Origin of the sequence: Candidatus Microthrix subdominans (assembly GCA_016719385.1) — a bacterium.
GTDB classification, from domain to species: Bacteria; Actinomycetota; Acidimicrobiia; order Acidimicrobiales; family Microtrichaceae; genus Microthrix; species Microthrix subdominans.
Genome location: JADJZA010000002.1, coordinates 102,803 through 121,383, shown reverse-complemented (window position 1 = coordinate 121,383; position 18,581 = coordinate 102,803). Strand labels below are relative to the sequence as shown.

Sequence of the window (18,581 nt, the reverse complement as noted above, 5' to 3'; positions counted from 1 at the left end):
CCCCCCCCGGGCCCCCCCCCCCCCCCCCCCCCGCCCCCCCCCCCCCCCCCCCCCCCCCCCCCCCCCGCCCGGCGGGGGCCCCCCCCCCCCCCCCCCCCCCCCCCTTAGCGAATGGCGGGAAGCCCAGCGGACAGACCATGCCGAGCAGCTGGAGGACCAACGGGTAGAGCATGCCGAACAGCTGGAGGACCAACGGGCGGAACGAGCCGACAAACGGGCGTTACAACAGACGTTGTACGTGGCGAAACTCGACGGCATCGGGATGCCGGGGGAGGACCTCTCTCATCTTTCATTCGGTGGTCGAAGCTTGATCGGCGCGAACCTGGCCGAGGCGGACCTGACCGGGGCGGACCTGCTCAACGCGAACCTGACCGGGGCGGTGCTGTTCGGTGCGGACCTGTCCGGGGCGAACCTGGGCCAGGCAGATTTGACCGGAGCCGACCTGGGCTGGGCGAACCTGACCGGGACGAACCTGTCCGAGGCGAACCTGACCGGAGCGAAATTGGATCGGTCAAACCTGACCGATGCGGATATGGTCGACGCAAACCTGACCGACGCAAACCTGACCTTGACGGACCTGACCGGGACGGTCCTTATCACGGCAGACCACATGTCCGAGGCGAAGTGGGAGCCCACCCTCCCGCCGACATGGCCGGAGTATTTCGAGCCACCCGAAAACGCTTGGGCCCCCCAGAAGGACGGCTGAACAGCCGGGCGGGCGAAGGTAGGGTCCGGCGCGATAATGCGCTATGCCGAGTACCACGGTGGACATGGGAACCGGCCTGACACCCGCCACCGTTCACCCGGCCAAACTGGTCGACAACACACCCCCGCTCCAACCCCGGCGCCTGCTCCGACCTCGACAAGCGCCCTCCCGAATCACCGAAGGCCAAGACGCGCTGGTCGCTGAGTGACTATTCGGCAAGGCCGCCCCCACCGTCACCGCATACCGGGCGGGCCTCGACGCGCTCGCCGGTGGCTCGAGCTGGTGACCACCACCGCAAACGCCCGCCCACCCGAGACGCCCGCCGACCCCCTCGCCGGGTTCCTGAGCCGCACCAACGGCGAAGCGGGCACGATCGCGGCCGCCTGCCCCGAGTGGATGGAGGCACCCGACCGACCGCCCCGCCCCGCCCCGCCCCGCCCCGCCCCGCCCCGACCGCACCATCGGCCGTGGGGCGCCGCCTCGCCACCCTGAGTTCAACGCAGTGGAACGATCAATCAACTGCGAGTACCAACCCCACAGAGCCGGTACGGCTGAATATTGTTCGTTCCGGTATATCTGGCTGGCGACCAGGCACCCCGGAAACAGTCGGTTTTGGTAGTAGGAGGTGGTAGGGGTTCGCACACAGCGGCGCTTCGGCACGTTTCGACAGCGCCTACCACTCAATACCACTCCCTACCAGGAGGGTTTGTGGCCCCCAAAGTGGCCCGCTTTCCTGCACGCCCCAGCCTCGCCCGGCTGGCTGCGCCACAGCCCCTGGATCCGACCGGGTTGCGATCGAGCGGCCGAACCCAGCCCAGCGACTTTCTGTAGTCGGTTGTATTACACTTGGGTCGTGTCCGAGTCGCTCGATCTGGATCTGCTTGACGAAGTCGAGCCTTTCGAGATCGCCGAACAGATCGCCCACCTGTTCAAACACCCTGCCTTGGGAGTTGACGATGTCTACGACGTCTGGAATTCAGATCCCCTGTTCTACCCGGCCACTCCTCCGGCGCACTGGCTGATGGTCGCCGACGTCGGCCAGCGAATCCTGGTGGTTCCGCTGGCCCCATCGAACTCGGGAGATCCGCGCCGATGCCGTCCGATCGGCTGTTACGAGGCAACGGCCGGCTTGGCCAACAGGTACCGGGAGGACCGATGACCACAAAGAAGATGAACCCTGACGAGGAATACGAGTTCTACGCTCTCCCAGAAAACCAGGTCCCGCAGGGGCCGCCGCGGCGCCGCTCAAGGATGACCGAGCCGGTACCGGTCCGGTTTCCACCCGCGACCTTGGACGAGGTCCGTCGCCGCGCCGACGCAGACGACAGGTCCGTATCGAGCTGGATCCGTCGTGCAGTCGAGCATGAGCTGAACAAACAAGCCGGATAGCGCTGCTTCGCTTCAATCGAATCGAGGACCCGCTGCTTGTGCGGGTTGGGGTGAACGGAGTTGGGACGCTGCAATAGCAGCCCGGCGAGTTTCAGGGTGGCACCGACACGCCCAGTGATTCGTGCACGGCGGCATCCGGTGCGCTGTGTCCAAGCTCGAGCTCCATACGCTGGACCAGCGAACCGGTCCTGACTCTCGGTAACGTTTCTTACCGAGATCCAGGCCCCGGTGCCGACCGACGCCCACCCCACCGGTCGAACGGACAGTGAGCGCTTCGACGTTGGCCCGTCTCGGAGCCGGCCGTCGCGGCCCCCCCGCTGTCAGCATCGGGCCCACTGGTGTTAGCCCTAGCCACGACGGCGGTCATACCTGCTGGTTCTGGCAGCTCCGGGCGCGAGACAGCGCATCGGGTAACCCGTCGGACGTCGTCCGGCATCCTCACGTCGAGTTTGCCAAACGCCGGATCAAAGACGTCACCCGCCCAGTCTGGTCACACCCGCGACCGGACACGAGCCGCACCGGATCGATCGGATCCGCTGAGAGAACCACCTTGCAAACCACCTTTACTGAATATCGTTCGCCAGGTAGGTCAACCCCCTGATCAGATACCGCAGAATCAGTCGGTTTTGGTGGTAGGAGGTGGTAGGGCCTGGTACACAGTGGCGCTTCGGCCCGTTTCGACAGCGCCTACCACCCTGTACCGCTCCCTACCAGGAGGATTTGTGGCCCTAAAGTGGCCCGAGCCATTTTGCGAATCGATGTCAAAACGCTCAGATTGCTGCAATTGCAAGGGTTTTGGAGCCCGAAGTCGGATTCGAACCGACGACCTGCTGTTTACAAGACAGCTGCTCTGACCAACTGAGCTATCCGGGCGTGTCGCCCATGTTAGAGCCCGGAGCGGCCGCCTCCACGGCTGCATTCGGGAAGTCGGGCGGGACGCCATCCCGGAAGGCCCGAACGCCCTCGGCGAACTCGGGACCGGCCATCGCCTCACGCATGAACCGTTGGGCATCGGCCACCGCCGGACCGACGCTGCGATCGGCATCCCGGTACAGCTGGTACTTGATGGTGGCGACCGCGTCGGGTCCCACGTCTTCGGCCAAGCCCCGGGCCACCTCCATGACGTGGGGCATCAGGTCATCAATCTCGATCACCTCGTTGAACAAACCCCAGTGCTCGGCTTCCTCGGCCCGAAACTTCCGACCGGTCATCAGCAGCTCGGCTGCGCGGGTGACGCCGACCAGGCGAGGCAGCACCCAGCTGAGGCCAAACTCCGCCGGGAGTCCGAGCCGGGCGTTGGCGGTGGCCATGCGGGCACCCTTGGCGGCAAAGCGCAGGTCGGCGTAACAGGCGAGGACAAACCCGACGCCGGCGCACGGCCCGTTGATGGCGGCGATAACCGGCGTTCTCAGGCCGTAGTGGAAGACGAAGTCGTCGTCGTAATCCGGGCGCACGCCGTAGCCGGGCGTGGGCAACTCGGCCGGTAGTCCCGGGTCGTAGCCACCCCTATCGACATGACCGGCAAGCGCATCACTGTCGGCCCCCACACAGAACGACCGGCCCTCCCCTGTTACGACGATGCAGCGGATATCCGGGTCGGTCTCGGCCCGGTCGATCAGCGCCCGGTACTCGTGGTGCATCCGCCCGGTCCAGGCATTGTTGCGGTGCGGGCGGTCCAGCCGGATAACGGCGACCCGGCCGACGATCTCCCACGACGTGGCCTTCAGCGAGAGCTCGCCAGTGGGCGGCGCTGCTGCGCCATCGTCCGCATCGCTCATCACGGCCCCCGAACCGGGGAGTGGAGGAGACCGTCTGGGATACCTCCGGGCTCCCCAGTTCGCTGAAGTGAGGAGTGTTGGAAGCGTGACTCACTCACCGGGCGTCGAGGGCTTGGGCGACCGGGTCGAGGTCGAACGGAGCGCCCACCATGAAGATGACGTGGTCGGCACCCGCCTCGGCATACGCCTCCAGCTGATCAACCTCGTCGACGCTGATGCCGACCGTGCGCTCGATGTCGGCCGGGTTGCGCCTCTCGCTCTCGCACCACTCGTTGAGCACGCGGTTCTTGGCAGCGAAGTTGTCCGGCGGTCCAAAGGTGTTCCAGGCATCGGCGTATTGGGCCACCAGCCGCAGCGTGACCTTCTCCCCCGAGCCGCCTATGAGGATCGGCATGTCCCCGACCGGGCCGGGAGTGAGCTGGGCCAACCGTTCCTTGATGATCGGCAGGTCGCGCTCCAGGTCGGCCAGGCGCTGGCGGGCGGTGCCGAACGGAAACCCGTACTCCTCGTAGTCGCGCTCGAACCAGCCCGAGCCGATGCCCAGCACGAACCGGCCGTCGGCGACGTGATCGATCGTGCGTGCCATGTCGGCCAGCAAGTTGGGGTTGCGGTAGCTGTTACAGCTGACGAGGGCGCCGATCGAGGCAGAGGTGGTGTCGGCGGCCATGGTGGCCAGCAGGGTGTAGGCCTCGAAGTGCGCAGCATCGGGATCGCCGAAGAGCGGATAGAAGTGGTCCCACACCCAGAGGCTGTCGACCCCGAGCGACTCGGCGGCCATCCACGCCGCCCGAAGCGCGGCCATCGTGGTGTTCTGCGGTTGGATCTGCACGCCGATCTTCATGACTTCACGGTAGAACACGTCAGACTTGGAAAATGGTCGACCACCCCACGCCCAAGAACTCGACGCCAACCTCCCCCGACCGGGAGGTGCTCACATCGACGGTCGCACAGGTGTGGAACGACTCGGCGGTCCCGGCGATCGAGGCCCACATCGCCGTGCCCGCTCTGTCGCCCGCCTTCGACCCCGACTGGGCCGACGCCGGCCACATCGACACCGTGCTGGTCGCTGCGTCCAACTGGCTGGAGTCGCTCGGCTTGCCCGGGCTGACGGTGCATCGCCGGGACCTGCCCGGCCGGACCCCGCTGCTGCTGGTCGACGTGCCTGCGACGGACGGAGCCACCAACGACGGCACGGTCCTGGCCTACGGACACCTGGACAAGCAGCCGGAGATGGTCGGGTGGGACGACGACCTGGGGCCGTGGACCCCGGTGCGCAAGGGCGACCGCCTGTACGGGAGGGGAGGCGCCGACGACGGCTACTCGGTGTACGCGTTGGGAACTGCACTGGTCGCGCTGGACCGGGCCGGCGGCCAACACGGCCGCATCGTCGGGGTGATCGAGTGCTCGGAGGAGTCGGGCAGCCCCGACCTGCCCGCCCACCTCGATGCGTTGGGTGACGAGCTGGGTTCGCCCGAGCTGGTCGTCTGCCTGGACTCGGGCTGCGGCGACTACGAACGGCTGTGGGTGACCACCTCGCTGCGGGGCCTGGTGTCGGTCGACCTGCGGGTGGACGTGCTGACCGAAGGCGTCCACTCCGGCGCCGCCGGAGGCATCGTGCCCTCGAGCTTCCGCATCGCCCGCACCCTGCTCGACCGGATCGAGGCCTCGGGCGACGGGCGCCTGCTGATCGACGAGCTCTTCCCCGATATCCCCGAGGAGCGGCGGGGTCAGGCGACCCAGTCGGCCGAGACGCTGGGTCGACCACCGGCGTTTCCGTGGGCGGGCGGCACCCACCCGGCCACCGATGACGTGGCCGAACAGCTGCTGAACCGCACCTGGGGTCCGGCGCTGGAGGTGATCGGCGCCGACGGGCTGCCGCCCTTGGCCGACGCCGGTAACGTCGCCCGGCCGACGACCACGCTGGGCCTGTCGATCCGCATCCCGCCCGGCGTCGACCCGGATGCGATCACGACCCGGCTGACCGAGCTGCTCACGGCAGACTCGCCGTCGGGCGCAATGGTCAGCGTCAGCCCCGGCTGGGGCGCCACCGGCTGGGATGCCCCACCGACCGCGCCGTGGCTGGCCGACGCGTTGGAACAGGCGTCCACCGCCTGGTTCGACAAGGAGCCACGCTGGATCGGTGAGGGCGGCACGATCCCGTTTATGGCGATGCTGGGCGAGCAGTTCCCCGACGCCCAGTTTGTGGTCACCGGCGTGCTCGGCCCGGGGTCGAACGCCCACGGACCCAACGAGTTTCTCGACGTCGCCTTCGCCGAGCGGCTGACCGGCTGCATCGTCGACGTGCTGCACGCCCACGCCACCCTTGCTGACTCGATGAGGTGAAAGCGACGACTAGATCCAGCCTTACCGACACATAGACGTCTAAGTGTCGGTAAGGTGGGTGAATGCCGACCCAGGGAGGCAACTCAGTGCCATGGCCGCGCGTCTCCTACGAGCCGACACCGTGGGCTGGCGACCTGGATGATGTCCCCCGTCGACACCAATCCAAGTTCTCGGGGCTCTACGAAGCCGCCATCGTTCCACCAATCGAAACCGCTCGGGCGCATCTGAGCCCGGAGATCCGGGCCGCTGCCGACGAGGCCACGGCCGAGATCGCTCGGTTTGATGCCGACATGTCCGCCGGGATATCGCCGCTTCCGGCCATACTTCTGCGGTCTGAGTCAGCGTCCTCCAGCCAAATCGAGCACCTCACGGCAACGGCGCGGGCCATCGCCTCGGCGGAACTGGGGGACGTCTCCCGCCACAACGCGTCCGAAATCGTGGCCAACAGCCGGCTGATGGAGGCCGCCATCGCCCTGGCCGACAGATTGGACGGCGCGTCCATCATCGAGATGCATCGACACCTGATGCAGAAGTCTCGGCCGGACATCGTCGGGCACTGGCGCACCCAGCAGGTCTGGATCGGCGGAAGGAGCCACGGCCCACATACCGCCGAGTTCGTCCCGCCGCATCACGACCGGGTTCTTACGGCGATGGACGACCTCGTCGCCTACCTGGCGCGGGACGACGTGCCGGTACTCGAGCAGGCCGCCATCGCCCACGCACAGTTCGAGACCATCCATCCGTTTCCCGACGGCAACGGACGCACCGGACGCGCCATCGTCCACAGCATGCTCAAAGCCAAGGGGCTGACCCGCGACGTGACCGTGCCCGTCTCGGCCGGGCTGCTACTCGACATCGATCGGTATTTTGCTGCCCTGACCGCCTACCGAGCCGGCGATCCGGCGGCAATCGTCGAGTGCTTTGCCGATGCTGCGTTCGCAGCGGTCCGCAATGGTCGTCGCCTGGCCACCGAACTCGACGAGGTTCGCCGCCGGTGGCAGAAATCGCTCAACGTGCGCTCGGACGCCGCCGCCCACCGGGCGATCGACGTGGTGACCGCTCAGCCAGTCATCGACGTGGCGTACCTCGCCGAGTCGTTGGGCATCAGCGACCGTCGGGCGGGGGACGCCATCGGCGTCCTGGTCGAGAACGAGGTGCTGACTCAGATTGGATCTGGTGCGCGCAATCGGCGTTGGCAGGCCCCGGACGTGCTGCGAGCGTTGGACAACTTCTCCGACCGAATCGCTCGCCGATAGCGACCGAAGGCTCCATGTCGCTGGACGAACCTCGGTTGTGGGCGAGCAAAGCACCCATCTTGGGCACTTTTCATGCTGACAACGGCTGCCAAGTGCCGGTCTGGTTCAGTCGCCGGCGGCGAGCGTGACGCCCTCGGCCTCGATCAGCCCGTCCAGGCTTGCGTCGTGGTCGTGGTCGTGCCCGGGGCCGCCCATGGGCTCGGGTGCCGACTCACGCGCCGGCAGGTAGCGCCAGGCCACCACGCCCGCGAGGGCGACGATCACCGCAGCGATCACCACCGCCAGCTGCATACCCGACACGAACGCCACGCTGGCGGCGTCGTGCACCGCCGCCAGGTCGGCTGCGGGCAGCTTCATCTGCCGGGCGATGCGCAGTCCGCTGCCGATCGAATCCTCCATGCCGGTGCGTACCTGCTCGGGCAGCCCCGCCGGGATCACCACCTTCGAGCGGTACTGCGCAGCGAAGATCGACCCGATCACGGCAACGCCGAGCGCACCACCGGTTTGTCTGGTCGTGTCGTTGACCGCCGATCCCACGCCGGCTCGGGCCTTAGGCAGCGACCCCATGATCGACTCGGTGGCGGGCGGCATCACCAGGCCCATGCCCCAGCCGAACACCAGGCGGACACCCATGCCCAACGGCACCGACTCCATCAGGAACTCCGAGCCGTAACAGAGCAGCGCCACCCCGACGACCCCCAACCCGGCCATCACCACCAGCTTGGTGCCGATGCGTTCGACCAGCCGTGGGGCGAGCGGCCCGGCCGTCATGATGCCGAGTGCCACCGGGGCGGTGAGCACACCCGCCTTCAGCGGTGAATAGTCGAGGACGAACTGGAAGTACTGGGTGAGCAGGAACGTCGATCCGAACAGGGCGAAGAACACCAGCGTGATCGTGGCCGACGCCGCCGAGAAGCGGGGGTTGGAGAAGAAGCTGACGTCGAGCATCGGGTGCGGGCTGCGCAGCTCCCAGACGACGAACGCCGCCAGGATGGCCAGCCCGATGGTGCCGGGGACGACGACCGACGGCGACACCCAGCCCTTCACCGGGGCTTCGATGATGGCGAAGAGCACGCCGGTGAGCCCGGCGATCGACAGCAGCGACCCCATCGGGTCGAGCGGGCGGTCGCGCTCGCCGACGGTCTCGGGCACGAGGAAGTGGCCGGCCACGATGGCGGCGATGGCGATGGGCACGTTGACCAGGAAGACCGACCCCCACCAGAAGTGCTCGAGCAGGAACCCGCCGAGCAACGGCCCGATGGCGATGCCCAGGCCGGACACCGCCGCCCAGATGCCGATCGCCCGACCCCGCTCCGGGCCCTCGAAGGTGTTGGTGAGGATCGACAGGGTGGAGGGGAAGATCGCCGCACCGGCGATGCCCATCAAACCTCGGGCGCCGATCAAGGCGAGCGGCGTTCCGCTGAACGCGGCGAACGCGCTGGTCGCCGCAAACAACGCCAACCCGAACGTCAGCATGCGCTTGCGGCCGAACTTATCGCCGAGCGAGCCGCTGGTGAGCAGCAGGCCGGCGAAGACGACGACGTAGGAGTCGACGATCCACTGGAGGTCGGAGCCGCTCGCCCCCAGGTTGTCGACGATGTGGGGCAGCGCCACGTTGAGGATCGTGTTGTCGATGCTGATGATCGTCAGCGACGAGCACAGCACGGCGAGGGTCCACCAACGTTTGTCGTGGGCCTCTTGGACCGTCAGCGATCGCATCGACACACGATACGACCAAGGTGGCAGGGCTGCCACAACAGCACCGCTCTCCGAGAGCAGCAAGCGTGACCGCTGCGGGTTACCCGGTGGTGAGCGCTCCGTCGGAGGACACGATCGCCCCGTGGAACGCCGAGGCATCCTCGGACGCAAGGAACAAAATGGCCGCTGCCTGCTCCTCGGGTCGGGCAGCCTTCCGATAACCCATGTAGGGCCGCATCAGGTCGATGTCGGCGTCCTCGGGAATGCGGATCGTGCCGGTCATCGGTGTGGAGGTCTGGCCGGGCGCCAGGCAGTTGATGCGGATGCCGTTGTCCTTGGCAAACTCCATGGCCAGGGCCCGGGTGAGGTTGACGACAGCGCCCTTCGATGCGCAGTAGCCGGAGAAATACGCCTGACCCATCAGGCCGGCGTTGGACGCAACGTTGACGATGGCGCCGCCCGACTCACCGAACGCCCCCAGCGCGGCCTGACACAGCCAGAACATGCCGGACACGTTGACCGAGAACATCAGGTTCCAGTCGTCCTCGGTCACGTCGGCCACCCGATCCGAGCGCAGCACGCCCGCCACGTTGGCCAAAACATCGAGCCCGCCAAAGCGCTCGACCGCGGCGTCGACCGCACCGTGGCCGGCCTCGCGTGAGCCGATCGTGGTCTGGTGGGTCATCAACTCGCCGGGGAGCCCCTCGGCCTCGGCGACCAGCGACGCCAGGCCGTCGGCATCGAGATCGACGGCGCACACGTTGGCACCCTCGCGAGCGAAGGCCAGCGCAGCCGCTCGACCCATCCCCGATGCGGCACCGGTGACCAGAGCGGTTTTGTGATCAAAGCGGCCCATCGGCCCTCCCCGAGTTGTGTGTTGTTGACGAGCGGCTCGTGGCCGAGCCGCTGGGCGGACCATTCCGCCGGTCGCCCCGGCACTGCGTTGTGACGCACTGCGTTTCTGATGGGGCGTCAGGTACCGTAACCCAGCGACCAACGCCGCAGCCCAGCGACGTACACCGCTTCCCAGCACCAACTGATCCGGGGGGACGACGTGGCCGACACCACCATCGATGGCACCAGCAGAGGGACCGAGGCGGCCGCACACGACCCGGACGCCGGCCCGGTCAGGGTCGGGGCGATGCTGTTCACGCTGGTCGATCCCCACCCCGGTTACGAGGCGGCCTACAACCGTTGGTACGAGCGGGACCACTTCTACGGCGGGGTCATGGTTGGACCCGGGACGCTGGCCGGGAAGCGCTGGGTGGCCACCCGCATCCTGAAGGACTTGCGCTTCCCCGTAACGCCCGCCGGCCCCTCGCCGGTGGCCGAGCCGCTCGACGCCGGCAGCTACCTGGCCACCTACTTCATCGATGCGGCCTCGGTCGCCGAGCACTTCGCCTGGGCCTCCGAGGAGGTGCACAAGCTGTACGCCGCCGACCGCGGGTTCGATGAGCGCCGCCACGCGCACACCGTCCTCTACACGATGCGGCGGGCACACCACCGCGATGCCGACCCGATCCCCGCCCACCTGGCGCTCGACCATCCCTACGCCGGGCTGGCGTCGATTCACCTCGACCGCGCGAAGGGAGTGAGCACCAAGGACCTTGACGCCTGGCTGGCCGGCGACGGCCGTTCCGCCCTGCTCGGCGAGGGTTCGCCGGTGGATCAGGTGCTGAGCTGGCGGCCGATCATCCCCGACCGGGAGGGTCCGATGGACCTGGGTTCGGGGCCCGGCGGACAGGAGCGCAGCCTGCTGACGTGCTTCCTCGACCGGCCGGCCGACGCCGCCTGGAGCCACCTGATCAACTTCAGCGACGCCCTCGAGTCGGCGGGCATCGGCCGCGTGGTCCTGGCCGCACCGTTCACGCCGGCGATCACCGGAACCGACACCTACGCCGACCAACTCTGGTAGGCCACGGCCCGCTCGGCCCTCACTCCGCCCCTTTTCACCGCCCCATCCGATGCGACTCCGCTACTCCACCTCGTCGGCTGTTGCGCCGACGTGGGCCCGCAGAAACTCCACCGTGCGCTCCCAGGCCAACTCGGCTGCCTCAGCGGCAACCTCCGAGGGCTCATCGTCTTCAGCGAAGAAGTGCCAGGTGCCGGGGTACTCGTGCACGTCGACCGCCTTCTCCAACAACAGCAGGTGGGCCTGCATCTCCACCCGATCATCGACGGTGCACAGGTCGTCGAACTCGGCGAAGTGCCCCAGCACCGGCGCCGCCAGCGATGAAAAGTCGATCTTCTGCTCGCCGTAATAGGTGACCACCGCCCCCACCGAGTCCGGGTTGCGGGTGGCCACCCACAATCCCCATGACCCGCCGGAGGAGAAGCCAACGACGCCAACCGGCGCGTCCGGGTTGGAGCTGTGAGCCCTCAGCGCCACCACACTGGACAACACGATGGCGGCCGCGGCGTTGGGGTCCTGTTCGGCCAGCAGCAGTTGACCCGCCGCGTCGTCAGCGGGCACGGCCCCGAACAGATCGGGGGCCAAGGCGGTGAACCCGGCGTCGGCGAGGGCGTCCGCCGTCGCCTTGGTCGAGGCGTTCAGGCCCCGCCATGACGACAGGACCAGGACGCCGGGGCCGGGGCCGGCGTCGGGATGAACCAGGTAGGCAGTGCCGGCAGCGGTGCCGACGACCGGTCTCCCCTCACCACCCGCACCAACAGCGTCGCTCCCGCCGGGGGCCAGGGGTCGGTCGTCGGGCGTCGAAGATGCGTCGTCGGCCATCGCTCCACCATGGCACCGGGAGGCACCCGTGCCGAGTCGAGACGCCCCGCAAACCCGATCTAACATCGCCTCGTGGCTTCCAAACGCGAGCAGACAACCCCCTCCGGACGCCCCGTCAACTCGTTGGCGGTCGTGAACCAGAAGGGCGGCGTGGGTAAGACCTCGGTGGTGCTCGGCCTGGCAATGGCCGCCCGCCGCGCCGGCAAAAAAGCGTTGGTCATCGACCTCGACCCACAGGGTTCGGCCACCTGGTGCCTGGGGGTCGACGCCGACGACGACTACTGGACGTCGGCCGATGTCCTCGAACACCCGTCGGTCGCCACCGCCCGCAACGCATTGGTCACCTCGGGCTGGGGCGAAGGCGTCGACGTCGTCGCCGCCAGCGCCGCACTGGTGCGCGAGGACGGCGGCGACCCGCTCGGTCGGGTGAAGTCCCTCGCACCGATCATCGCCGAGCTGGCCACCGAGTACGACTTCACCGTCGTCGACTGTGCACCGTCCTTGGGCGCCATCACCAACGCCGCTCTGGCCGCGGTGCACGGCGCGCTGGCCATCGCCGAACCCTCAGCGCTCAGCCGACGCGGCCTCAACCAGCTGCGCACGACGATCACCGCCGTCAACGAAGCCGCCAACCCGGACCTGGAGCTGATCGGGGTGCTGTTGAACCGGGTGCCAGCGCGGTCGGCCGAGGCCGCCCGCCAGCGCGAAGCGATCACCGAGGACGCCGGCAAGCGGGCGATGCTCACCCCCGAGCTGCCCCAGCGCGTGATCATGAACGAAGCGATGTCAAGCCGTCGACCTCTCGATGATGTCGGCGCGCGAGGCCGCGACCTGGTCGACCGCTTCGACCGGTTGTACGCCACGGTGGTGCGCCGCCTCGGCTGAGCCATCCGCTCGCCGGGAAGCCGACGCACGAGCTCACCCGGTAACTGGGCCCTTCGACACCGAACATGCGCCCGACGCTCCCGGTCGGCGAGCATGTCCCCATGCCCGCCGCCGACGTCCACCCGACCAGCCGACAACAACCCGGGGTACTCGGGTTGCTGCTGGCCGTGCAGGAGCGCTTTCGCGACATCCGCGGTCAGAACGCCGCAAGCGCACTGACGCTGTCGCTGTTCCTCTCGATCTTCCCGCTCATCCTGGTGGCGGTGTCGGTGCTGGGCTTTGTGTCGGCCGGTGATCCCAACTTCGTCAAGGACACGATCGACAGCCTCAACCTCACCGGCGAGGCCCAGAAGATCTTCACCAACGCGATGAACTCGGCCCAAGAGAACCGCGGCGCAGTGGGGATCGTCGGCCTGATCACCGGCGTCTGGGCGGGGCTTGGGGTGGCCACCGCCCTGCAGGTGGCCGCCAACGTGCCGTGGCAGGTGGCCGGGCGCGGCATCATGGATAAGGCGATCGGCTTGCTGTTCCTGCTGGGTGCCGTCGTGTTGTTCATCGGGACCGGCGTGGCCTCGTGGGCGATCGGCCTGCTGCCCAGTTGGCTCGCCATCGTCGGCGAGGTGGTTCCGTTCGCCGTGTCGGTGCTGTTGTTCGTGTGGATGTACTGGTTGTTGTGCCGATACAAGCTGACCGTGCGTCAGGTACTGCCGGGGGCGATCGTCGCCGCAGTAGGTGTCGAGGTGCTGAAGCTGCTGGCCATCTACTGGCTGCCCGGCGTGATCGCCAAGAGCCAAGGCATCTACGGCTCGATCGGCGTCGTGTTCGGCATCTTCGCCTGGCTACTGATCTTCGGGAAGGTGGTGCTGTACGCATCGGTGCTCAACGTCGTGCTCGAGGAGCGACGCAGCGGCACGATCGACATGCTGATCTGCGTGCCTCGAGTAGCCGACCATGCAGGGGAGCCGCGGACCAACCGCGGCGGCCTGGTCGACGAGGACCGCAAGGCACTCAAGCTGCCGTGGCAGAAGCCCCTGCCCGATCCCGGTGAGGGCATCACCGCCCGCGTCACCAAAGGTGACACCGCCGACGTGTGAGTTGGGCGCAGGAAGCGGCACTGCCAGACTCGGCCCATGACCGTTATCAAGATCAACGCCATCACCGTCCCCGCCGATTCCGGCGACACACTGGCCCAGCGATTCGCCGCGCGCGCCGGTGCCGTCGACGGACAGGCCGGCTTCGAGGGCTTCGAGCTGCTGAAGCCCACCGACGACCGCACCACCTGGCTGGTCATCACCCGCTGGACCGACGAAGCCAGCTTCGAGGCCTGGGTGAACAGCCCGGCATTCGGCAGCGGCCATCAGGGCGGCGCCAAGCCCGACGGCGGGGGCGCCAAGCCGGAGGGCGGCGGTCACCCCGGCGGCGCTCCCGGCGGGCATACGGGGGGTCACCCGGGTGGCGGCCCGACCGGCGAGGGCGACACCCCGGCCCCGGTGGCGATGAGCGCCGAGCTGTGGAGCTACGAGCCCGCCGGCGGTTCCTCGGGCTCCTGAGCCCCGGACGACCTCGCTCGCCATCGGCCATTCGGGCCGGTGGCAGCATCGTCATCGGTTTCGGACGCAGAGCCGACAGCGTCCTTCTACTTGGGCACGAGGTCTACTTGGGCACGAGGGCAAACACCCTGATGTCGCGATCCTGGGCTGTGTCCTTGTAAGTGTCGAAGGACGGCCACAGCTCGCTCATCTTGCCCCAGGCGTCCGCCCGCTCCTCGCCCTCCAAGCGATGCGCAACCGCCGGGAAGCGGCGGCCCTTCACCTCCACCTCGACGTTGGGATCGTCGGAGACGTTCAACGCCCAAGCGGGATGGCTCACACCACCCCAGTTGCTGCCGATGACGAGGTAGCGCCCGTCGTCGTACCTGTACGCCAACGGCGTTGCCCGGGCCTCACCGCTCTTTCGTCCGGTGTGGTGCAGCACCACGGTGGGCAGCACCGCATCGGTCAGACGAATCCGCCCTTTGGTGACCTTGTTGACGAACCGGTCGGCCGGCGGCATCGTCCGCTGCAGTATCGGCTGAAATCGCCTGCTGGTCGTTAGCTTGGCAACTGATGACTTCACTTTGCTGGCGAGGCTCACCAGCGCAGTTTGTCGCATCGAGGCCAAAGCGACACGTTCACTGACGAGCCCGAGGTCTGCTCGTAGGCTGAGGCTCCGCCAGCGAGCCCGACCAGTCGACGGAGGCCCCATGACCGAACGCCATGCTGCAAGCATGTGGTCGCCGGCCGATCCCGCCGAGGTTCGCGAAGCGCTGGCGGATGTCGGATACCTGGCCGACGACACGCTGGCCACCGCCATTCTGTTGGCCCTGCGGATGCAGCGGCCCCTCTTTCTCGAGGGCGAGCCCGGTACCGGCAAGACCGAGGTGGCCAAGGCGCTGATCGCGATCCGGGGTGGGGAGCTGATCCGGCTGCAGTGTTACGAGGGCATCGACGCCAGCCAGGCGCTGGCCGAGTGGGATCACCCCCGCCAGCTGCTGGCGTTGCGGGCGGCTGAAGCGGCCGGCGCAATCGCCGGCGACCACCGCGATGCGGCCGCTCTCGAGGCCGGCTTGTACGACGAGCGCTACCTCATCCGGCGCCCGCTGCTGGCCGCGTTGACACCGGCCCCGGTGCCGCCGGTGTTGCTGATCGACGAGATCGACAGGGCCGACGACGAGTTCGAGGCCTTTCTGTTGGAGGTGCTGTCCGAGTGGGCGGTGACCATTCCCGAGCTGGGCACGATCCGCGCCGAGGTTCCCCCGATCGTCATCGTGACCTCCAACCGCACGCGCGACGTCCACGACGCGCTCAAGCGGCGGTGCCTCTACCACTGGTTGGACCACCCCGACGTCGAGCGTGAGGTGGCAATCCTTCTGGTCCGGGTCCCGGGGGTGGGCGAGCACCTGGCCCGTCAGGTGGCCGAGGGCACCGCCGCACTGCGCAGCCTGCGCCTGACCAAGCCGCCCGGCGTCGCCGAGGCGATCGACTGGGCCACCGCCCTCGTCGCCCTCGGCGCGACACGCCTCGACACCTCCACGGTCGGATCAACGTTGGGGGCAGTGCTGAAGTATCACGAGGACCACCAACGGGTGCAGGGGCTGCCCCCCGATGCCCTGCTCACCTCACCACGAGACGACTGAGCCCGGCATGCCGGCGCAGCCCACCAGTTTCGAGGCTTGGGCGAGCGAGTTGGCCACCCTGCTGCGCGACCGGGAGGTTGCGGTGCCGGTCGACGCGCTGATCACGTTCGTCGCTGCGCTGGGCGAGGTGGGCGCGCTCGGGCGAGCGACCGTCCACGATGCCGGACTCGCCACCCTCCTGCGAAGCCCTGACGACAGGCCCGCCTTCGACCAGGCCTTCGCTCAGTGGTGGGACGGAACCCCAGGGGCACCACCCGCCGGGGACGACGCAACCCCCGAAGTCGAGCTGGCGTTCGACCAGGACGAGGGAAATGGGACGGCCGACGATGAGGCGGGTGACGATCCCTCCGAGGCACTGCGCTTCTCCGCCGCCGAGCGGTTGCGCCACGTCGACCTGGCCCAATGCAGCCCGGCCGAGCTGGACGAACTGCACCGGCTGATCTCCCTGATCGCGCTGCGACCCGTCGAGCGGCGCACGCGTCGGCGTCGACCGGCACAACGCTCCGGCGACAGAATCGACCTACGGCGCACCCTTCGAGCGACGGTGGCCAGCGACGGCGATGTGCTCGCCTGGCACCGCTCCCGGCCCCGCCAACGCCCGCGCAAGGTGGTGTTGCTCATCGACGTCTCGGGGTCGATGGAGCCCTATTCGCGAGGCCTGCTGCGCTTCGCCCATGCGGCGGTCTCCGGCAGCGGGCGCACCGGGGTGAAGGTGGAGGCCTTCGCCGTCGGCACCCGGCTGACCCGACTCACCCGGGAGCTGTCCGAACCCAACCCGGACGCTGCGCTCGGATTGGCCACCGACGCCACACGGGACTTCTCTGGCGGCACCCGCCTGGGCGACACCCTGGCCCAGTTCGTCTCCGACTGGGGCGCCCCCGGCATCGCCCGGGGCGCCGAGGTGGTGGTCCTCTCCGACGGGTGGGACCGGGGCGATGCGGCGCTGCTCGATGACACCATGGCCCGGCTCGCCCTGCTGGCACGGCGCGTCATCTGGGTCAACCCGCTGCGCGCCTCACCCGGGTACGCACCGCTCGCCCGGGGTATGGCAACAGCCCTGCCCCACGTCGACGAATTCGTCGACGGACACTCGTTTGGCTCGTTGGAGAACCTGGCCGAGCTGTTGGGACAACGCCGGTTCGGCGTCTACTAGGTTCCTGTGCGCACATCTCCACCGTGTCACCCTTCGGGACACACCCAGCGAGAGGGACCTTCATGAGCATGTCAGGCGGCTACCAGCCCCCACCTCCCGGCGGCGGGTTCCAACCTCCCCCACAGGGCATGGTGTCCACCACCTCGAACAACGACGCGACCATCGCCCTGGTCGCCGGCATCCTCAGCCTGGTGTGCTGTGGCTTCGTCGCCGCCATCCCGGCGATCATCTACGGCAACCGGGTGCGTCACGATCCCAGCAACCCTCAGCAGGGTTTCGGCACCGCCGGGTTCATCATGGGTTGGATCTCGGTCGCGCTGTCCCTCGTGGGCATCGTCGTCTGGGTCATCGTGCTCGTTTCCGGTGGATTCTCCGTAAGCACCTACTGACCGACACCCGCCGCAAAACCGGCCGGTCCACCCACCAACCATCGAAAGCGATCGCATGAGCATGCCCGGAGGCCCCGGAGGGTTTGCCCCTCCTCCCAACACAGGTGGCTTCGCCGCCTCCACCGAACAGGATGCGATCATCGCGCTGGCCACCGGCATCTTCGGGCTGCTGTGCTGCGACCCCGCCGGAATCGCAGCGATCATCTACGGCAACAAGGTACGCAACGACCCGATGAACCCGAAGCAGAACTTCGGGACCATCGGCTTTTTCCTCGGCATCGCAGCGCTCGTGCTGTGGGCTGCCGCGCTGCTGTACCGGGCCGTGGGCTAAGCGACGCCCTCACCCGGATGGGGCGACTTGTCGCCAGCACCGGGGCCGACGCCTGAGGTTTCATAACGGATCTGGTGAAATCTCACCCGCCCGCGTGTACGGTCGACTGAGCGTCGTCCGTTTGGGGGGACCCGATCACCGATCGGGACCGGACGGGGTGCTCCCGTCTCGACGGGTGCACCGGTTGCGACGCCACCGGGGGTTGCCGTGCAGATCTCAGTCACCGTCAACGGGGCGTCGTCCAGCCACGATGTTGAACCCCGGCAGCTACTCGTCTACTTCCTTCGGGATCAGCTGGGGCTGACCGGAACCAACGTCGGATGCGATACGTCCTCGTGCGGGGCGTGCACGATCCACGTCGACGGCGAGTCGGTGAAGAGCTGCACGATGCTCGCCGTTCAGGCCGACGGCGCCGAACTGACGACGATCGAGGGGATGGCCTCGGCCGATGGCACCCTGCACCCGATGCAGCAGGCCTTTCACGAGAACCACGGCCTGCAGTGCGGCTACTGCACGCCGGGCATGGTGATGGCCGCCACCTCGCTGATCGAGGAGCAACCCGGACTCGACGAGGCGGCGGTTCGCGAGGGGCTCGAGGGCAACCTCTGTCGCTGCACCGGCTACCACAACATCGTGGCCGCCGTGCTCGCCGCCGCCGGGTCGACCGACACGCAGGTGTCGCTCGCCGGGACCGACGCGGGGGCGGGCCGATGAGCACCGACACCCCCACCGATGTGGATACCT

20 protein-coding genes and 1 tRNA gene are annotated in these 18,581 nt (G+C 68.2%); 14 read left to right on the top strand and 7 right to left on the bottom strand.

The genetic code is table 11. From position 1 onward, the window contains the following. The first annotated feature begins 262 nt into the window (after positions 1-262). The 3 genes from IPN02_06530 (at position 263) to IPN02_06520 (ending at position 1,865) form a co-directional block, all read left to right on the top strand. On the top strand, positions 263-706 hold the full coding sequence (locus IPN02_06530; protein ID MBK9296502.1) for a pentapeptide repeat-containing protein: 444 nt from the start codon (positions 263-265) through the stop codon (positions 704-706). 282 nt (positions 707-988) lie between these two features. Next, complete coding sequence (locus IPN02_06525; GenBank protein ID MBK9296501.1) at positions 989-1,198, top strand: hypothetical protein; 210 nt, start codon at positions 989-991, stop codon at positions 1,196-1,198. 343 nt (positions 1,199-1,541) lie between these two features. Further along, complete coding sequence (locus IPN02_06520) at positions 1,542-1,865, top strand: hypothetical protein (protein ID MBK9296500.1); 324 nt, start codon at positions 1,542-1,544, stop codon at positions 1,863-1,865. 1,026 nt (positions 1,866-2,891) lie between these two features. Here the strand turns inward: IPN02_06520 and IPN02_06515 are convergent. From IPN02_06515 to IPN02_06505, 3 genes are all read right to left on the bottom strand, one after another. After that, a tRNA-Thr gene (locus tag IPN02_06515) sits at positions 2,892-2,968 on the bottom strand. Continuing rightward, positions 2,959-3,873: an enoyl-CoA hydratase/isomerase family protein gene (locus tag IPN02_06510; GenBank protein ID MBK9296499.1), complete on the bottom strand. Its 915-nt coding sequence runs from the start codon at positions 3,871-3,873 to the stop codon at positions 2,959-2,961. Before IPN02_06510 ends, IPN02_06515 begins: the two co-directional genes overlap by 10 nt. A 94-nt stretch (positions 3,874-3,967) precedes the next feature. Then, on the bottom strand, positions 3,968-4,714 hold the full coding sequence (locus IPN02_06505; protein MBK9296498.1) for an LLM class F420-dependent oxidoreductase: 747 nt from the start codon (positions 4,712-4,714) through the stop codon (positions 3,968-3,970). Positions 4,715-4,746: 32 nt separating this feature from the next. Between IPN02_06505 and IPN02_06500 the strand changes: the two genes are divergently transcribed. Next, a complete protein-coding gene (locus tag IPN02_06500; protein MBK9296497.1) occupies positions 4,747-6,216 on the top strand; it encodes a M20/M25/M40 family metallo-hydrolase in 1,470 nt (489 codons plus the stop codon). Positions 6,217-6,278: 62 nt separating this feature from the next. Then, a complete protein-coding gene (locus IPN02_06495; GenBank protein MBK9296496.1) occupies positions 6,279-7,472 on the top strand; it encodes a Fic family protein in 1,194 nt (397 codons plus the stop codon). A 105-nt stretch (positions 7,473-7,577) separates the two neighbouring features. On the opposite strand, the gene IPN02_06490 is transcribed toward IPN02_06495, so the two are convergent. Together IPN02_06490 and IPN02_06485 are read right to left on the bottom strand one after the other, a co-directional pair. Beyond that, a complete protein-coding gene (locus tag IPN02_06490; GenBank protein ID MBK9296495.1) occupies positions 7,578-9,191 on the bottom strand; it encodes an MFS transporter in 1,614 nt (537 codons plus the stop codon). Between the two features lie 79 nt (positions 9,192-9,270). Beyond that, a complete protein-coding gene (locus tag IPN02_06485) occupies positions 9,271-10,089 on the bottom strand; it encodes an SDR family oxidoreductase (protein ID MBK9296494.1) in 819 nt (272 codons plus the stop codon). A gap of 135 nt (positions 10,090-10,224) precedes the next feature. Here IPN02_06485 and IPN02_06480 point away from each other — a divergent pair, with 135 nt between their 5' ends. Next, on the top strand, positions 10,225-11,085 hold the full coding sequence (locus tag IPN02_06480) for a hypothetical protein (protein MBK9296493.1): 861 nt from the start codon (positions 10,225-10,227) through the stop codon (positions 11,083-11,085). Positions 11,086-11,145: 60 nt separating this feature from the next. On the opposite strand, the gene IPN02_06475 is transcribed toward IPN02_06480, so the two are convergent. Next, the gene (locus IPN02_06475; GenBank protein ID MBK9296492.1) at positions 11,146-11,904 is read right to left on the bottom strand and encodes a dienelactone hydrolase family protein; all 759 of its coding nucleotides are present in this window, start codon (positions 11,902-11,904) and stop codon (positions 11,146-11,148) included. A gap of 72 nt (positions 11,905-11,976) precedes the next feature. Between IPN02_06475 and IPN02_06470 the strand changes: the two genes are divergently transcribed. From IPN02_06470 to IPN02_06460, 3 genes are all read left to right on the top strand, one after another. Beyond that, entirely contained in the window at positions 11,977-12,789 is an 813-nt protein-coding gene (locus IPN02_06470) for a ParA family protein (GenBank protein ID MBK9296491.1), read from the top strand. Positions 12,790-12,890: 101 nt separating this feature from the next. After that, positions 12,891-13,883: a YihY/virulence factor BrkB family protein gene (locus IPN02_06465; protein MBK9296490.1), complete on the top strand. Its 993-nt coding sequence runs from the start codon at positions 12,891-12,893 to the stop codon at positions 13,881-13,883. A 36-nt stretch (positions 13,884-13,919) separates the two neighbouring features. Continuing rightward, positions 13,920-14,339 (top strand): antibiotic biosynthesis monooxygenase, encoded by a 420-nt coding sequence (locus tag IPN02_06460; GenBank protein ID MBK9296489.1) that lies wholly within the window; start codon positions 13,920-13,922, stop codon positions 14,337-14,339. Between the two features lie 103 nt (positions 14,340-14,442). Here IPN02_06460 and IPN02_06455 read toward each other — a convergent pair whose 3' ends face one another. Then, on the bottom strand, positions 14,443-14,841 hold the full coding sequence (locus tag IPN02_06455; protein MBK9296488.1) for a nitroreductase family deazaflavin-dependent oxidoreductase: 399 nt from the start codon (positions 14,839-14,841) through the stop codon (positions 14,443-14,445). A gap of 190 nt (positions 14,842-15,031) precedes the next feature. Between IPN02_06455 and IPN02_06450 the strand changes: the two genes are divergently transcribed. From IPN02_06450 to IPN02_06430, 5 genes are all read left to right on the top strand, one after another. Continuing rightward, positions 15,032-15,964 carry a MoxR family ATPase gene (locus tag IPN02_06450; GenBank protein ID MBK9296487.1) on the top strand — a complete coding sequence of 311 codons (933 nt, stop codon included), beginning with the start codon at positions 15,032-15,034 and terminating at the stop codon, positions 15,962-15,964. Between the two features lie 7 nt (positions 15,965-15,971). Further along, positions 15,972-17,117 carry a VWA domain-containing protein gene (locus IPN02_06445; protein ID MBK9296486.1) on the top strand — a complete coding sequence of 382 codons (1,146 nt, stop codon included), beginning with the start codon at positions 15,972-15,974 and terminating at the stop codon, positions 17,115-17,117. Positions 17,118-17,179: 62 nt separating this feature from the next. After that, complete coding sequence (locus IPN02_06440) at positions 17,180-17,506, top strand: DUF4190 domain-containing protein (GenBank protein MBK9296485.1); 327 nt, start codon at positions 17,180-17,182, stop codon at positions 17,504-17,506. A gap of 55 nt (positions 17,507-17,561) precedes the next feature. Next, positions 17,562-17,837 carry a hypothetical protein gene (locus tag IPN02_06435; GenBank protein MBK9296484.1) on the top strand — a complete coding sequence of 92 codons (276 nt, stop codon included), beginning with the start codon at positions 17,562-17,564 and terminating at the stop codon, positions 17,835-17,837. A gap of 207 nt (positions 17,838-18,044) precedes the next feature. After that, positions 18,045-18,551 (top strand): (2Fe-2S)-binding protein, encoded by a 507-nt coding sequence (locus IPN02_06430; GenBank protein MBK9296483.1) that lies wholly within the window; start codon positions 18,045-18,047, stop codon positions 18,549-18,551. The last annotated feature ends 30 nt before the right edge of the window (positions 18,552-18,581 follow it).

Bases quoted from the DNA above. Each gene is read 5' to 3' on its own strand.
- IPN02_06530 (MBK9296502.1), top strand. From the start codon at position 263: ATGCCGGGGGAGGACCTCTCTCATCTTTCATTCGGTGGTCGAAGCTTG.
- IPN02_06510 (MBK9296499.1), bottom strand. From the start codon at position 3,873: ATGAGCGATGCGGACGATGGCGCAGCAGCGCCGCCCACTGGCGAGCTC.
- IPN02_06505 (MBK9296498.1), bottom strand. From the start codon at position 4,714: ATGAAGATCGGCGTGCAGATCCAACCGCAGAACACCACGATGGCCGCG.
- IPN02_06500 (MBK9296497.1), top strand. From the start codon at position 4,747: ATGGTCGACCACCCCACGCCCAAGAACTCGACGCCAACCTCCCCCGAC.
- IPN02_06495 (MBK9296496.1), top strand. From the start codon at position 6,279: ATGCCGACCCAGGGAGGCAACTCAGTGCCATGGCCGCGCGTCTCCTAC.
- IPN02_06490 (MBK9296495.1), bottom strand. From the start codon at position 9,191: ATGCGATCGCTGACGGTCCAAGAGGCCCACGACAAACGTTGGTGGACC.
- IPN02_06485 (MBK9296494.1), bottom strand. From the start codon at position 10,089: ATGGTCCGCCCAGCGGCTCGGCCACGAGCCGCTCGTCAACAACACACA.
- IPN02_06475 (MBK9296492.1), bottom strand. From the start codon at position 11,904: ATGGCCGACGACGCATCTTCGACGCCCGACGACCGACCCCTGGCCCCC.
- IPN02_06465 (MBK9296490.1), top strand. From the start codon at position 12,891: ATGCCCGCCGCCGACGTCCACCCGACCAGCCGACAACAACCCGGGGTA.
- IPN02_06460 (MBK9296489.1), top strand. From the start codon at position 13,920: ATGACCGTTATCAAGATCAACGCCATCACCGTCCCCGCCGATTCCGGC.
- IPN02_06455 (MBK9296488.1), bottom strand. From the start codon at position 14,841: ATGCCGCCGGCCGACCGGTTCGTCAACAAGGTCACCAAAGGGCGGATT.
- IPN02_06450 (MBK9296487.1), top strand. From the start codon at position 15,032: ATGACCGAACGCCATGCTGCAAGCATGTGGTCGCCGGCCGATCCCGCC.
- IPN02_06445 (MBK9296486.1), top strand. From the start codon at position 15,972: ATGCCGGCGCAGCCCACCAGTTTCGAGGCTTGGGCGAGCGAGTTGGCC.
- IPN02_06440 (MBK9296485.1), top strand. From the start codon at position 17,180: ATGAGCATGTCAGGCGGCTACCAGCCCCCACCTCCCGGCGGCGGGTTC.
- IPN02_06435 (MBK9296484.1), top strand. From the start codon at position 17,562: ATGAGCATGCCCGGAGGCCCCGGAGGGTTTGCCCCTCCTCCCAACACA.